Origin of the sequence: Phormidium tenue FACHB-1050 (genome assembly GCF_014696925.1) — a bacterium.
Classification (GTDB): domain Bacteria; phylum Cyanobacteriota; class Cyanobacteriia; order Pseudanabaenales; family Pseudanabaenaceae; genus Pseudanabaena.
Genome location: NZ_JACJQY010000001.1, coordinates 101,469 through 116,569, shown reverse-complemented (window position 1 = coordinate 116,569; position 15,101 = coordinate 101,469). Strand labels below are relative to the sequence as shown.

The following is a 15,101-nucleotide window of genomic DNA, read 5'->3' as shown; positions in this document are numbered from 1 at the left end:
TCAAAAATCAAACAGCGATCGCCACTCTCAACACCCAAAATCATCGATCTACACTTGAATTAACTGCTGATTATTTATATCTGAACGAGGTTGAATCATTTTTTGAATTTCTTCTCCAGATAACTCCTCAGCTAGGCGTAACTCATAAGCTTTTTGTAAATTAAGCCATAGTTCTGCACCAGTGCCAAACCATCGACCTAGACGCAATGCCGTGTCAGCAGTAATACCTCTTTGCCCTTTGAGGATTTGTGTAATTCGATTTGTGGGGATATGAAGCGATCGCGCTAGTTCTGATGCACTAATTCCAAGTTCTTCTAGTTCATCTGCTAAGATTTCGCCAGCGTGAATTGGGGGGCTTGCCATAGTTCTTTTCTCCTTTAGTGATAATCGACAATTTCGATTATGCCACCCTATCCAAAATGTTAACTAGCGATCGCCCCTCTCAACACCCAAAATCGCGATCGCCTTTTTAAAATCAACTTTCATCAATTAATCTCTCATATTCGTCATGTAACCCGATCCAAAACCAATAATAATCATCTCCTTCTTTTAAGGCTAAAGCTCGATATTCTCTATTGATGCGAATAGACCATAGATTTTGATTAACTTTTTTAAAGTGTAAGGATGGATAGAAGCGATCGCTTAGCCAGATTTGATAAGTTTTTTGGGCTTGGGCTTTGATGGCTGGTGGCAAAGCTGCATAAGATTCCCAAAAATCAGGGGTTGTTAATGACTGCATCCAGTTTCTTTACGCGATTGGCGGCGATATGGGCTTTTGTTCGTTGGATAATTTTGTCTAATTTACCTTGCTCTGAGTCTTTCTTTATTTGTTTATCCCAGTCATCTTCTGAGCGTTCTTGTAGCCACGATAATAATGCTGATGTTTCATCATCAGACAATCTAGCGATCGCTGTTTTAATCTCTACTAGAGTGTTCATAGGAGAATTAATTTGTGAGTATCAGTATATTTACCTTGATAAATCCTAACATGAGGTAAAGAGATCGCCCCTTCAACACCCAAAATCACGATCGCCACTCCACAAAAATCAAATATCTATTTTTTGCGGGACTTTGTTGATGCCTTACGCAATGACTCACGGTATTTTTTGCCTAGTTGCATAGCTTTGTCATAGTCTTGGCTATCAGCAAATGTTCCTGTGATTTGCTCCCACCAAGGTTTTACTGAAGTAGTTGGACTTTCCACTTTGTTCTTAATCAAGTTGATTTCAGCTTCTAGGATTGAGACTCTTTCTTCAATGGTTATCGACATTAGAGTTAGAACTTACTCATGTTGTAGAAATGATTATAACAATGGATTCATTTTGTTAACACAACCGCACCATCAATACCCAAAATTGCAACCGCTATTTCACCAAAATCAAATAGCGGTTGCCCCCTCAACACCTCAAAATATCACGGATCGCCCCAACATAAATCAAGTAGCACTCAATTAGTCATTATCTAAAAATATGAACTAATCAATATCTTTTGAATGTTCAAAACCTACATCCCTTCCATCAAATCCAGCTCGCTACTTAATCGATCATATTCTTGCTCTAATTTGTCAAAATCTGCTGAGAACTCTCCTAGAGAATTACGGACATCAATTAGATCGATTTCAGCTAATGAAATCTCATTGTTAGAATTGGAGAAAATTCTTGCAGGTGAGACACCCTCAATATTTTTAGCAGCTTGATTGATCACAAGTTTATTGATTGCAGAATCTAAAATGTTAAGTAGTCTTTGCATCTTTGTAATTGCTCTTTTACCTTCGTGAATGTTAGCTACATCTTCTTGCTTTTCCCATATGGCAATAATTTCTTTGCCAATTTTTTCTTTACCTCGGAGAGATTTAATATTTGTTCTATATTGATTAAAACTTAGATTTTCAAAAACTAGTAAGTTCTGAAGAGAGTTTTGCCAGCGAATCATTGCAATTTCCCATTTTTTTACAATATACTTCCTCTTTTCTATAGTGCGAGTTGCTATAGCTTTATCAATAAAAGATATCTGTTTACTAAGGTCTTTAATTGATATTTGTTGAGACATATCTATTCTTATCTCAGTCATTTCTGACAATGATGTATCTATCCGCTGAAGTCTATTTTCAATAGATTTTTCATTCTTAGATAAAGAATCACGTTTATCAGATTTTAATTCTACCTTATGAGCAATTTCAGAAAGGAGAAAAATGATAATTTTATGCAAGCAATAAGGTGAGTAAGCTGAAACAATTCCACCTACAACAGTGTATCCAAAAAATATAATTATACCTATAATTACCTGAAAGAAGGAGGGATTGTTGATACCTGTAAAAACCCCAAAAATGAATCCGCCTATTATCCAAATAAGTGAGGATAGAAATATCCAAATGGGTCCTAACCATGGATTATCTGTAACATCCTGTTTTGCAAAGCTTTTTATTGTATTTATATTCTTGTAATATAACTTTATTCCTCTCTCCCAAGGTTTAATGGTTCCACAGTTAGGACATTGCTTGTCATCCTTTGTGACGTAGAAATTACATCTATGGCAGGTAACGTAATTTTTCATATATAGAGCTAAAGTTTCAACAAAATTTTACACACTCTCAACAGGCTCAGGTTTCCAAGTTTCGCCGTACTTGGCTTTGAGCGCAGCCCATGCTTCGACCTGACCTTCAGCATATTCCCCTGGTTTACCCCATTGCAAGAAAGCACTCATTTGGGGCTTGTCATCAGCATCAAGGAAACGGATGGCGTAGGTGGTGAAATTGCCGCGTTTGGCTTCGGCGGTTTCAAAGCGGACATCGGAGATTTTGTCCATGTTTAGGTGAAACTCGATATGCTCGGAATGCATATTCGCATACTTGCCCTTGGGGAGTTCCGCGTAAAAAAGCTTCTCGATATTTACCCTTGCTTCCAGCACACCCGCATCACTGGTGACGATCAGACGCACTAAGCCGAGAGTGTGACATTCTTCTAAAAAATCTTTTAAAGTAGCAGCCATAGGAGTTTATTTAATATTAATTAATAAGTTTGTGATGATGTTGTGAAAAATTCTTGCGATCGCAATATCCCTATTAAAGCCGAAAAAGGTTAGTGTGTGTAGCTTTTGGGAGATAAAAGCAGCGATCGCTTCATTGCACCAAGAAATTCCAAAGACCTCAAAAATGCTCTAAAGTTGACTACAAGCTCATTTACCCGCAATCATTTAAGCTTTTATCTATGAAAATCGCCAATAACATTACTGAATTAGTCGGTCGTACACCCCTAGTCGAATTGCAGCGTATTCCCAAGGCTGAAGGCTGTGTAGCCCGAATTATCGTCAAACTAGAGGGCATGAATCCCGCCGCCTCAGTTAAGGATCGCATCGGCGTGAACATGATCCAAGAAGCCGAAGAACAGGGCTTAATTTCGCCTAATAAGACAATTTTGGTCGAGCCAACTTCAGGCAATACAGGGATTGCGCTTGCGATGGTAGCAGCCGCTAAGGGATATAAATTAATTCTGACCATGCCCGAAACTATGAGTATGGAACGGCGATCAATGTTACGCGCCTATGGAGCTACCCTCGAACTCACCCCTGGGACTGAGGGCATGGGCGGCGCAATCCGTCGTGCCAAGGAAATTAGTGAAAGTACTCCCGATGCCTACATGTTGCAACAGTTCCGTAATCCTTCTAATCCTGCGATCCATCGTAAGACTACTGCCGAAGAGATTTGGGAAGATACAGAAGGACAGATTGATTTTCTGATTTCTGGAGTTGGAACTGGTGGCACGATTACAGGGGTTGCGGAAGTGATTAAATCACGCAAGCCAGAATTTAAAGCGATCGCAGTTGAGCCAGCCAATAGCCAAGTCTTAGCAGGAAATCGCCCAGGTCCTCACAAAATTCAAGGTATTGGTGCAGGTTTTATTCCTGAAGTTTTGAAAACAGAACTGATTGATGAGATTATTCCTGTATCTGATGATCAAGCGATCGCCTATGGTCGTAGACTCGCTCGTGAAGAAGGACTTCTCTCAGGAATTTCCAGTGGAGCGGCGCTCTATGCCGCTGTGCAAATTGCGAAGCGTCCTGAGAATGCAGGCAAAATGGTAGTAATGATTCAGCCTAGCTTTGGCGAACGTTACTTAAGTACGCCTCTATTCCAAGATCCTGAATTGATGGCTCTAAGTTAGAACCCTCCCTAGCCCTCTCCTTGCAAAGAGACTAAGGTGTACACATAAGTTATCTATAGCGTGAGTTACTAATATCCCCCCCAGCCCCCCTTAAAAAGGGGGGAGAATTTTCTTCTTCCCCCTTTTTAAGGGGGATTGAGGGGGATCTAAACCATCAAACGTAGACAGAGAGACATTTTTGTGTACACATTAGTTGCAAAGGGCAGGGAATTAGATTTTCTTGTCTTCCCCCTTTGCAAGGGGGAATTAAAGGGGGTTAACTAGCAGACTTCGCAATTACGCTCTTAACTGTTCCATCTAGAACTGATAAAGCTGCAATATATTGAGGATCTTCCTTAGTACCTAGTTGTTTGCGAGTAATTGGCTCTGTCAGAGCGACTTCTACATCAGGAATAATGCCGCGCTTATGAATATTGTGATGTAATGGAGTCTCATATTTAGCGATCGTTACCGCTAAGCCTGCTCCATCTTCCAATTCATACAGCGATTGAATTAAACCTTTGCCATAGGTCTTTGTGCCAACGAGTTGAGCGCGATCGTTCTCTTGCAATGCACCAGCGAGGATTTCACTAGCGCTAGCACTGCCGCCATCGGTGAGAACTACTAAAGGGTCAGTGGTAATCGCTTCACCTTTCGCTTCAAAACTTTCTTGGATGCCATGACGGTCAACTGTATAAACAACAGTTCCTTCAGGAATCCACATCCTCGCAATCTGTAACCCCGCATCAAAGAGTCCCCCAGGGTTACCGCGTAAATCGAGAACATAGCGATCGGCTCCTTCGGCTTTAAACTTTTTGATCGTCTTTTCCATGTCTGCGGAAGCATTACCGTTGAACTGATTTAAACGGATATAGCCGACTTTGTGATTCTCTTCTTGATTGAGTTTGGCAATGATTGGTGTAACTGCAATGCGATCGCGTTTTATCACCACATCAAGCTTCTCAAAACCTTTGCTATCAGCCAGTGGACGCTCTAGGCTCAGCTTAACTTCAGAACCGATCGCACCACGCATTCTCGTCGCACATTCATCAAGGCTCAAGCCTTTAGTGGGAATATTATCAATGCCCACAATGCGATCGCGCGATCGCACACCCGCCACATCCGCAGGCGAACCCTCAATCGGGGCAATCACGGTGACATTATTATCAGGCTCATCAACGGCAATTTGCAGCCCCACACCTGTTAATGCTCCCGATGTGCTGGTTTGCATACTTTTAAACTTGTCAGGTTCTAGCAAGCGCGTAAAAGGATCGTCTAGAGTGGCAAGCATTTCCCGAATCGCTTGATAGGTATCTTCACGGCTATTAAATTTGCGATTGACAAATTGGCGGCGTACTTTGTACCAGTTTTGATGATTAAAATCAGCGTCCACATAGGAACGGTTCACAATTTGCCAAACATTAGTGAGGAATTTTTGTTCTTGTAAATAGTCGGTCACCGCCGCACTTGCACCCCCAATCCAGAAAAACTGCAAGGCAATCGCGACTAAACTAATTACAAGCCAAGACCAAATACGACGCTGTTTTATCATGCTTTGTATAAATTTTTTTTATAAAAAAATATTCTCTCTATCCTAACTAATCTAGCTTTCATCACACCTAATTTCCAAATTTTCACTACCTAAGACACCAAAAACCCATAAATTTAGAAAGGGCGCGAAGCGCCCTTTCTAAATTTATGGGTTTTCTCAAATGCAGCATTGGCGAAAATTTCAAGCGGCGCTAATTTTTTATACTTGTTTACCTTTGCGTCCGCAGGGAACACTTGATTTTCGCGGAATTGCCCTCTATGCGCCACTAATCGGTATTTTCATTGGTGGGACGATCGCCTCTTTTGACCTTTGCTTAGGACTAATTAAACCTGCCCCAGAGTTTATCAACCTGCGATCGCTACTCACGATTTTATTAGGGCTATTGATTACAGGCGGATTACATCTTGATGGCGCGATGGATACTGCTGATGGGCTAGCCGTCACCGATCCTCATCGTCGCCTTGAGGTGATGGCAGACAGTAACACTGGTGCTTTTGGAGCGATCGCGGGAATCGCAATTTTGTTGTTAAAAGTTATTGCCCTTGCCACGATTAAAGATCAGCGCTTGTGGGTTTTATCTAGTGTTTGGGCATGGGCAAGGTGGGGGCAGCTTCGCGCCATTATGGCTTATCCCTATCTCAAAGCAATCGGTAAAGGCAAATTTCATCAAGAGGATTTGCATCACTGGCAAGTGTGGCTAGTGGCGATTTTATTAACGATTAGTAATTTAGCGATCGGTTGGTTTTCTCAATCAATTTATTTAGCGATCGGGTTAACAGTAATTGGCTTGAGTTTTACTTGGCTAATCGGTGCATGGCTAAATCGTCAACTGGGCGGACAGACTGGCGATACCTATGGGGCGATTGTCGAGTGGACTGAAGCACTAAGTTTATGTGCGATCGCTCTTTTATGAAATCTCATTATGAAACCGATTTTAGTATTTTCAGCGCCTTCGGCGCTGAAAATACTAAAATCGGTTTTTTGAAAGCCATCCAACGGATGGCTTTCAAAAAACCGATTTTTATAATGAGAATTGCTGGTGCTTTGCAACGATGTATAGCTATAGACACCTGTATCAGGTCAAATGTGAGGCGGCGCTTTGCGCCGCCTCACATTATTTAGGTTTTATGTCCTAACAAGCATGGCGACAGCTATAGATAGAAATTTATCTATTTAACAGCCTTCTGGTCCACAGAAACTACTTCCATATAGCACCTCTGCGTCACTGATATAAGCAATACCCGCAAAATCAAGAAAATAGGTCACGGCAACCTTATCAGCAATCTTCTGAGCTATAAGACGATCAGCTGTGAGCACCTCAAACTTTATATTTGTACTCATGTCATGATGACCAGGCTCTTGTGAAGAGCGCACGTTGCGGCTGCCTTTACCGCCAGTTTCGATCACTGTGTAACCAGTTGCTTCCGAATCTTCGATGATATGGGCAATCTTTTTCAGGAGAATCTTTTCTGTGATAATGACAAGCTTTTTGGCTGGCTTAGCCATGTTCTTTACCTCTTTTGTTTACTAGTCTAATGAGTATGTTAGGTCGGGGTATCAACGATAACATCCGACCCATCTGGAATTACTTGCCAGCGATCGATAGCGCCTGCGCCAACCCAATGAAGAACGGAATACACAAACCGATCGCAACTGGCGTACCGATGGCTGTGGAAGCGCCAATATAGGCGGAAGGATTAGCCGACGGGATACCAGCTCGCAATGTGGGAGGACCTGAAATATCTGAGCTGGAGGAGGCGATAACTGCCAAGACCACAACACCACCCCAGCTAAAACCAGTGGTATAGTGAGCGATCGCGCCTAAACCGAAGGCGATCAGCCCATGTATAAACGGGGCAATCACACTATAAAAGACATACCATTGAGCGACCTTACGCAGTTCGCCAATTCTTGACCAAGCCTCCATGCCCATTACCAGCATCAAGATTGATAGCAAGCCACGGAATGCTGGGTCGTAGAAGCTTTTATAGACGCTTTCTGGCTGGGTCAGTATGCCAAGAGCCAAGCCCAGCAACATTGCTGATAGAGCAGATCCTTGGAGGCTTTCCTTGATGATCGGCCAAATCTTGACCCGATTAACTGTATTGCTCTGTTGGTTGAGATACTCCTGACGAGTGTTGGGTAACTCTTTTTGATCGGGTTGCTCACTTAATGAAGTCTGATCAGTAGAAAGAGCTGCTGCTTTAAGTCTCTTATTATTGAGATAAATATTGGCTACAACGATTGCAGTTACGAGCGCGGGGATATCCATGAAGGGATAGAGTGCGCCAGCCCATGCCTCGTATGGGACTTTTTGTTCTTCAAGTAGTGTCAGGGCGGCTGCCATGGTAGAGCCACTCACTGCACCAAACAATCCACCTGTCGCGATCGCATCTACAGTTTTGACCTTCGGCAGCTTAGCTAATGTATAGCGAGCAATGAATACAACAAGAATGCCCACTATTACAGCAAACACCACGGGCAAAATCATCTCCGTCAAATTAGAATTGCGGATTGCAATACCACCAGTCAGACCGATTTTGATGAGCAACATGAAGACGATGATGGTAACAACCGACTCAGGAATTACCAACTCGCTACCAAGAGCGGCAATAATCATGCCACCAATCAAAAAACCGAGTGTTGGGGATTGCAACTGCTTAACGAAGTCCATTACAAATAAGGACCAAAAATCCACGAATGCCTCCTTGTGTTTCCTCTTACGAGGAATACTGAACTAAATGAACTTTAAAGAGTTAAAAAAATTAATAGTGAAAAGCTTGACACTTTGACCAAAGGCATTACATTAGAACCTTTAGAAATGACTTAAGGACATTCTTATTTCAAACTTTGAAATATAAACTACTTTTATTTTTTTACTTCTATTTTTTCTAACTGTACGCTACTGTGAGTGCCAGTACATATTGAATACTGAATAGAATACTTATTGTTTACATATGATTTTCTCTATGCTTTTTGGGCTACTTAAGCAACGTTTTTAGGTCGAGATCGCTGCAAATAAATTGGCAGTTTGCAGCGATCTCTTTCCCAATATCCAAAATTTATCTATCTAAACTTTAACTAACTGCTGATTATCCTTATATCGTTTATCAGTCTCGTTAAGTGCGGGTTTGTTTCCCTGCCGAAGGCAGGGAAACAAACCTTTGTACTTTGAATTTCTTGTAATCGACAATTTAGATATTAAATGGGCGATTTTCTGTTTCTATCCACTCAAAACAAATACGCTACTTATCATTATTTCGCAGAAATTCACCTTTGATCGGAATACAGCAAAACATCCAATTGATCGGTGATCGCCTAGAAATCAAGACTCATGATAACAGCGATCGCAGCATATATCATAGAAAATAAACTATGATATGCCCATAAATAATCGATATATGTCAATGCATTTCATCCTGTAGAGTTTATGGTAGAGATATAAAAAATTCTATTACTCTTTAAAAAACTCATTCATAATTCAGGTTAATCTACTTACCAATGGCGATAACTAGCAAAATCACGTTTGATAACCTCCGTAGCAATATGGTTTGCGGTTTAACAGCCGCGATCGGCTCTTTACCCCTAGCGCGTGCCTTCAGTGTTGCCTCAGGCACAGGAACGATCGCAGGGCTGTATGGCGCAAGTTCGCGATCAATATTCATTAATGCCTAATTAATGCGTTACGTTGCACTAACGCATCCAACAAATAAATTTTTACCTTCTTGAAAATGTAACTAGTCGTACTAGAGACAGATAACCGAAACCGTAATAATGTGAAGTCTAGGTTTCTTGGATCACCCCTATATAAAGGAAAATAGCCTATGTTCTCGATCGCAGCGATCGCCAATCATTTATCTGGATTGCACATACCGCAGCCTCTACTTGCCACCGCCGAGTCAGAAAATGCTCCAGTTATTTTGTCAGGTGTATTACTCACCCTCATTTTCATTTACATCGCCAGTAAAGTTGGTAGTGAAATTGCTAAGCGGTTAGATTTACCTCCTGTTTTGGGAGAATTAGTCGCTGGTGTAATTATTGGTGTATCTGCATTGCGCTTAGTCATCTTTCCTGAAGGGGGTTTTGTTGCTTCGGACTCTTTGATCATGTCGGGCTTGCAGTTGCTCAACAACCTATCCCCTGAAGCCGTTAACAACGTATTTACCCAGCAAAGTGAAGTAATTTCGGTAATAGCTGAATTGGGTGTAATTGTCCTTCTGTTTGAGATTGGTTTAGAGTCAGATTTGCGCCAACTTAAGGAAGTTGGTATCCAAGCTTTTGTAGTTGCCTTTATCGGAGTGACTGCTCCCTTTGCGGCTGGGACACTCGGACTAATGTACTTCTTCCATGTTGCCGCGATTCCCGCCATTTTTGCAGGAGCTGCCCTCACAGCAACCAGTATTGGGATTACTTCTAAGGTCTTGGCAGAAATTGGTCAGCTAAAATCCAAGGAAGGACAAATCATCGTTGGTGCAGCCGTCATTGATGACGTATTAGGAATCATCGTTCTTGCCGTAGTTGCCAGTTTGGCAAAAACAGGTGAAGTAGATATTACTAACGTTGCAATTCTATTAGTTAGCGCGATCGCCTTTCTGTTTGGTGCGATTCTCTTAGGTGGCTTTTTTAACAAAACCTTCGTGGCAATAGTTGATAAACTCCAAACTCGCGGCAATATCGTCATTCCTGCTTTTATCTTTGCCTACATCATGGCTTTTATCGGTAATGCGATTCATTTAGAAGCAATTTTGGGAGCCTTTGCCGCAGGATTGGTACTTGATGAAACCGATGCTCGAAAAGAATTAGATGAACTAGTTAAACCCATTGCAGATTTGCTCGTACCCGTTTTCTTTGTGACTGTAGGAGCAAGAGCCGATCTCAGTGTTCTCAATCCGATGATCCCTGAAAATCGCAGTGGCTTATTAATTGCGGTATTTATGCTCGCAGTTGCGATCATCGGCAAAGTCATCACAGGTTGGGTAGTTTTCGGAATACCCGATATCAATCGCCTAGCGATCGGTGTGGGTATGGTTCCCCGTGGTGAAGTTGGTCTTGTATTTGCAGGGATTGGTACGGCTAGCGGTGCGATCGACAAACCTCTAGAAGTTGCCATTATCATCATGGTGATCATGACTACTTTTCTCGCTCCTCCATTTTTGAGAATTGCCTTTGGCAAGACTGAAGAACCACCAGCTAATGCAGAATTAGCTTAAAAGAAAAGCGGCTCCTTGAGCCGCTTTTCTTTTTATCTGACCCTAGTTGTACTTCGTAATAACTGACGATCGCATATTTCTACACTCATCGCAGGTTCTAAACAAGCAAAACCCTGACAAACCATCGCGATCGCATCAGGATTTGGTAAATGTTTATCGACTCGTAACATGACTACAGGTAAATATTGACGATTGAGATAGGCATAATGATCAGGATTGGTGCGAACCAGCGTATGGTTGCGGAACCAGTCAAAGGCAACCAATAGACTAGGACAAGCGACAGGGCTGTTCGTAATTACATGCCCAAAGCGCTTGAGAGCTAGCTCGGCGCGATCTAGATATTCTAATTTCTCAGTTACACTTGCCAAACGCACTAAATTAGCGATCGCCACTCCATTGGCTGAAGGCGTAGCATTATCTTGATAGTTGCGCTCCCGCAATAGTAAATGTTGACTAGACTCGCTCGTAGTATTGAAATAGCCACCTGATAGAGCATCCCAAAAATCGCGATCAAATTCAGCTTGGATAGCGATCGCCTGTTGTAGATAAAAGTCTGCTTCTTCAGGAATCGCTTGATGTAGATCGAGAAGCGCCTTAATTAATAAAGCATAGTCTTCAGATTGTGCTGCTACCGCCGCTTGTCCTTCATAATTAATCCGTTGTAACCTGCCTTCAATCCATTGATTTTCTAGAATAAACTTAGCAGCATTAACCGCAAGTTGTTTATAAATCGGCTGCTGAAATGCACGATAGGCATTGGCTAAACCTGAAATCATCAGAGCATTCCAAGCCGTAATCGCCTTAGTGTCAGTCACAGGTGGTACGCGCCCTTCCCAATCAATTTCGCGAATATCATCTTGACTACGGGCTACAGGAAAAGCATCAGTGGGACGCGAATGTTCGCCATAGCGACGACGGAATAGCTTGGTTAAACAAGCTTCTATTTCTGGGGATAGTTCCCCCGTCTGTTTACGTTGCAAGACATTAGTTTCTTCAAAGTTGCCAGCTAGAGAAATCGTGAATTCTTGAGTTAATAAATCAAGCTCTGTGGGACTAAAAATCTTTTTCAGTTCTGCGTAGCTCCATACCCAAAACTTTCCTTCTCTTCCTTCACTATCCGCATCTTGCGAAGCATAGAAGCAACCTTCTTCGGCTAACATTTCGCGCTGGAGCCATGTGGCAGTTAGTTCACAACTACGGGCGATCGCAGGTTCATGCAAACCCGACAGCCAGAGATTAGCCAGATATTCCATGATTAAGCCATTGTCATAGAGCATCTTCTCAAAGTGTGGGACTGTCCAAGTATGATCAACAGTGTAGCGATGCCATCCCCCTGCAACATGATCAAAAATACCACCCAAAGCCAGAGCCAAACCACGCTCTTGAGCTTTATTTTTGAGTTCTGTACTGTTATCTTCAAAGCGACTAGCCCTCAGCAAAAAATTTGCATAGGGAATCATCGGGAAACAAGTTCCATAATCACGATTAGTAACGACTTCAGCGCATTTAGCGATTCCATTAGCTAACACTTCATCGCTAATAATCGGTACGGGGATCAGTTTATTAACTTGGTGCAGGTTCCGAATAATCTGATCTTTATAATCTTGAATATCTTGATTGCGATCGTGATAGATTTCCAGAATTGATTGGAGCACTCGCAAGAATCCTGGTCTGCCATAGCGTGGCTCGATGGGGAAATAGGTTCCCCCATAAAAAGGAACTAAATCATCGGGAGCAAGAAATAAATTTAAAGGCCAGCCGCCACTTTCGCCCATGATCTGCACGGCTTGCATATAGATGCTGTCTAAGTCTGGACGTTCTTCGCGATCCACTTTAATCGCCACGAAGCGATCGTTCATATAGTCCGCAATTACCGTATCCGAGAAAGCTTCATGCTCCATCACCGTACACCAATGGCAACTGGAGTAACCGATCGACAGAAAGATCGGCTTGTTTTCGTTTCTCGCTTTTTCTAAAGCTTCATTGCCCCAAGGATACCAATCAATCGGGTTATCAGCGTGTTTACGAAGATAGAGACTTTGCGATTGGGCGAGACGATTGGGCATAGGGCAAAATTTGGCTTAAATATTTAGATTTATTAGGATATTGCTGTCTTTAAAGTTTAACTGTTTCTTGGGAGTAGAACTAAGAGTTATTTGTAGCAGATTGCCTAAAAAGAGGCGGCGTTACTAGCCGCCTCTTTTTAGAGTGCAGCTAGTAATGCTTCTCCCATAGCTATGCATCCTAATTTTTCGCATCCATCCGCCATGATGTCACCAGTCCGCTTGCCCGAATCGAGAACTTTGTTTACTGCGGCTTCGATCGCCTCAGCAGCATCTCCTTCATTAAAGGCATAGCGCAACATCATCGCTGCACTCAACACTTGAGCGAGAGGATTAGCCAAATCCTTACCAGCAATATCAGGAGCCGAACCATGAACAGGCTCAAACACACCAGGTTTTCCTGCTTCTCCGAGGCTAGCCGATGGCAACATGCCAATGCTACCTGTTAACATTGCTGCTGCGTCGGAAAGAATGTCACCAAAGAGATTGCTAGTGAGAATCACATCAAACTGTTTCGGATTGCGAATAATTTGCATGGCGGCATTATCGACATACATATGAGACAGTTTCACATCAGGATATTCACTAGAAATAGTCGTCACGCGATCGCGCCATAGTTGTGACACTTCCAAGACATTGGACTTGTCAACGGAGCAAACCGATCCATGACGTTTTTGAGCAGCCTCAAACCCTACTCTGGCAATGCGATCGATTTCTGGCTCGGTATAGACCATCGTGTTAAAGCCACGCCGCACACCATTTTCGTCAGTAACAATGCCTTTGGGCTTACCAAAATAAATTCCGCCCGTGAGTTCTCGTACTACCAAAATATCCACGCCTTCCACAACTTCGCGCTTTAAGGTCGAAGCATCAATTAATTGGGGCAAAATCTGAGCAGGACGTAAATTTGCAAATAAGCCCATGCCACCACGTAAGCCAAGCAATGCCTGTTCAGGACGTAAATTTGAGGGCATCGTGTCCCACTTTTCACCGCCAACAGCCGCCAGTAATACAGCATCACTATTCTTGCAAAGCTGCAAAGTTTCTTCAGGCAAAGGATGCCCCGTCGCATCGATCGCTGCACCACCAACTAAAGCCGTTTCAAAAGCAAAGGTAATATCAAATTTTGGGGCGATCGCCTGTAGTACCGCCACCGCTACTTTCATAATTTCGGGACCAATCCCATCACCAGGGAGAAGGGTAATCTTATAGTTTTTAGACATTACAACAAGTATAAAGACAGATTTTCTAACATAACATTACCTGAGTTCGATAACTTCCTTTTAAGTTCAAGTTTATTAACATTTTTTATCTCTTTTGTTTTGCTTCAATTCGGAATGGTAGATTTTGGTGTCAATTTAAAGAGAAAGATATGCCTTGATAATCTCCATCTGCTTTTCTTCGATTAGTTTTTGATCGGGATATTTGGGAAGCTTAGTATTTTCCATTGCGATCGCCAGTTTGGCAGTTAGCTTATCAACTTCTGTAATCAAAATTTTGTGTGCCAATGAAATAAGGAAGTGTGGGAATGCAAATTCCCTTGTAATCATAATCACTATCTTCGTTATGAACTCGATAAAGTCTAGAGCCAGTCAAAGCCAATAGAATTGTTCTTGTCTCAACTTCAATTCTCTTCATAATTACCTCTTTCTATGAAAATATTTCTGGGCAAAGAAAGTCAAGTTTAACTCCATGTTCGGTAAGGGCTTGTTTGTGATTGTACCAATCAGAGTCAACAGCATTAGCGATTGCGGGTTTAGCATGATGAGTTAGCGCAACCGCCACAAATTTGCGATCGGATGGATCAAATTTGTCAAGAGATGGGGATTTTGGAAACTCAGCAAAATCGTTTTCGGCAATTTGCGTAATAGCAACTTTTTCGCAGCGTTTAGTAGCTTGATGTGTCAAAACCCATTTGAGAAATGCGTCACCAGCATGAGGTTGTCCAGTCTGAGAATTTTTGTTCATATAGTTCATATATTCTTTGATAATTAGCCATTGATTATCAATTACCAATATTCCTGCGTTCATAAGATTTTGAAGATATTTCTCACAGGCAAGTTCACAGGTTTCGGAGGCTTGAGGTGCTTTTTTACTGGCGACAAGTAGGACATTTGTATCGACAATTTGATACATT

At 42.2% G+C, this 15,101-nt stretch carries 18 protein-coding genes; 3 read left to right on the top strand and 15 right to left on the bottom strand.

Annotated elements, in window-relative coordinates; genetic code table 11:
• Positions 1–48: 48 nt before the first annotated feature.
• The 6 genes from H6G05_RS00600 to H6G05_RS00575 all read right to left on the bottom strand — a co-directional run bounded on the left by H6G05_RS00600 (position 49) and on the right by H6G05_RS00575 (position 2,988).
• Complete coding sequence (locus tag H6G05_RS00600) at positions 49–363, bottom strand: HigA family addiction module antitoxin (RefSeq protein WP_190575359.1); 315 nt, start codon at positions 361–363, stop codon at positions 49–51.
• Positions 364–475: 112 nt separating this feature from the next.
• Entirely contained in the window at positions 476–739 is a 264-nt protein-coding gene (locus H6G05_RS00595) for a ParE family toxin-like protein (protein WP_190575357.1), read from the bottom strand.
• On the bottom strand, positions 717–938 hold the full coding sequence (locus H6G05_RS00590) for a hypothetical protein (protein ID WP_190575355.1): 222 nt from the start codon (positions 936–938) through the stop codon (positions 717–719). The genes H6G05_RS00595 and H6G05_RS00590 overlap by 23 nt, the downstream gene beginning before the upstream one ends.
• A 116-nt stretch (positions 939–1,054) precedes the next feature.
• Entirely contained in the window at positions 1,055–1,270 is a 216-nt protein-coding gene (locus H6G05_RS00585; protein ID WP_190575353.1) for a hypothetical protein, read from the bottom strand.
• Positions 1,271–1,503: 233 nt separating this feature from the next.
• On the bottom strand, positions 1,504–2,553 hold the full coding sequence (locus H6G05_RS00580) for a zinc ribbon domain-containing protein (RefSeq protein WP_190575351.1): 1,050 nt from the start codon (positions 2,551–2,553) through the stop codon (positions 1,504–1,506).
• A gap of 27 nt (positions 2,554–2,580) precedes the next feature.
• Entirely contained in the window at positions 2,581–2,988 is a 408-nt protein-coding gene (locus tag H6G05_RS00575) for a ChuX/HutX family heme-like substrate-binding protein (RefSeq protein WP_190575349.1), read from the bottom strand.
• 218 nt (positions 2,989–3,206) lie between these two features.
• Here H6G05_RS00575 and cysK point away from each other — a divergent pair, with 218 nt between their 5' ends.
• Positions 3,207–4,160 (top strand): cysteine synthase A, encoded by a 954-nt coding sequence (gene cysK / locus H6G05_RS00570; RefSeq protein WP_190575347.1) that lies wholly within the window; start codon positions 3,207–3,209, stop codon positions 4,158–4,160.
• Between the two features lie 256 nt (positions 4,161–4,416).
• Here the strand turns inward: cysK and H6G05_RS00565 are convergent, their stop codons facing one another.
• Positions 4,417–5,691 (bottom strand): S41 family peptidase, encoded by a 1,275-nt coding sequence (locus H6G05_RS00565; protein ID WP_190575345.1) that lies wholly within the window; start codon positions 5,689–5,691, stop codon positions 4,417–4,419.
• Positions 5,692–5,851: 160 nt separating this feature from the next.
• Here H6G05_RS00565 and cobS point away from each other — a divergent pair, with 160 nt between their 5' ends.
• On the top strand, positions 5,852–6,604 hold the full coding sequence (gene cobS, locus H6G05_RS00560) for an adenosylcobinamide-GDP ribazoletransferase (protein WP_190575343.1): 753 nt from the start codon (positions 5,852–5,854) through the stop codon (positions 6,602–6,604).
• A gap of 260 nt (positions 6,605–6,864) precedes the next feature.
• Here the strand turns inward: cobS and H6G05_RS00555 are convergent, their stop codons facing one another.
• The 3 genes from H6G05_RS00555 to H6G05_RS00545 form a co-directional block, all read right to left on the bottom strand.
• Positions 6,865–7,197: a P-II family nitrogen regulator gene (locus H6G05_RS00555; RefSeq protein WP_094536034.1), complete on the bottom strand. Its 333-nt coding sequence runs from the start codon at positions 7,195–7,197 to the stop codon at positions 6,865–6,867.
• Positions 7,198–7,276: 79 nt separating this feature from the next.
• Positions 7,277–8,389, bottom strand: a complete 1,113-nt coding sequence (locus H6G05_RS00550) for a sodium-dependent bicarbonate transport family permease (protein WP_190575341.1) — start codon at positions 8,387–8,389, stop codon at positions 7,277–7,279.
• A gap of 793 nt (positions 8,390–9,182) precedes the next feature.
• Complete coding sequence (locus H6G05_RS00545) at positions 9,183–9,356, bottom strand: hypothetical protein (protein WP_190575338.1); 174 nt, start codon at positions 9,354–9,356, stop codon at positions 9,183–9,185.
• A gap of 159 nt (positions 9,357–9,515) precedes the next feature.
• On the opposite strand from H6G05_RS00545, the gene H6G05_RS00540 reads away from it, so the two are divergent.
• Complete coding sequence (locus tag H6G05_RS00540; RefSeq protein ID WP_190575337.1) at positions 9,516–10,901, top strand: cation:proton antiporter; 1,386 nt, start codon at positions 9,516–9,518, stop codon at positions 10,899–10,901.
• A 32-nt stretch (positions 10,902–10,933) separates the two neighbouring features.
• On the opposite strand, the gene H6G05_RS00535 is transcribed toward H6G05_RS00540, so the two are convergent.
• The 5 genes from H6G05_RS00535 to H6G05_RS00515 all read right to left on the bottom strand — a co-directional run bounded on the left by H6G05_RS00535 (position 10,934) and on the right by H6G05_RS00515 (position 15,100).
• Complete coding sequence (locus H6G05_RS00535; RefSeq protein ID WP_190575335.1) at positions 10,934–12,967, bottom strand: thioredoxin domain-containing protein; 2,034 nt, start codon at positions 12,965–12,967, stop codon at positions 10,934–10,936.
• A 137-nt stretch (positions 12,968–13,104) separates the two neighbouring features.
• Positions 13,105–14,187 carry a 3-isopropylmalate dehydrogenase gene (leuB, locus tag H6G05_RS00530; protein WP_190575332.1) on the bottom strand — a complete coding sequence of 361 codons (1,083 nt, stop codon included), beginning with the start codon at positions 14,185–14,187 and terminating at the stop codon, positions 13,105–13,107.
• A gap of 135 nt (positions 14,188–14,322) precedes the next feature.
• The gene (locus H6G05_RS00525; RefSeq protein WP_190575704.1) at positions 14,323–14,514 is read right to left on the bottom strand and encodes a hypothetical protein; all 192 of its coding nucleotides are present in this window, start codon (positions 14,512–14,514) and stop codon (positions 14,323–14,325) included.
• Positions 14,441–14,602, bottom strand: a complete 162-nt coding sequence (locus H6G05_RS25760; RefSeq protein ID WP_190575330.1) for a DNA polymerase beta superfamily protein — start codon at positions 14,600–14,602, stop codon at positions 14,441–14,443. Before H6G05_RS25760 ends, H6G05_RS00525 begins: the two co-directional genes overlap by 74 nt.
• Positions 14,603–14,614: 12 nt before the next feature.
• Positions 14,615–15,100, bottom strand: coding sequence for a hypothetical protein (locus tag H6G05_RS00515; protein WP_190575328.1), 486 nt, complete (start codon positions 15,098–15,100; stop codon positions 14,615–14,617).
• Position 15,101: the final 1 nt, after the last annotated feature.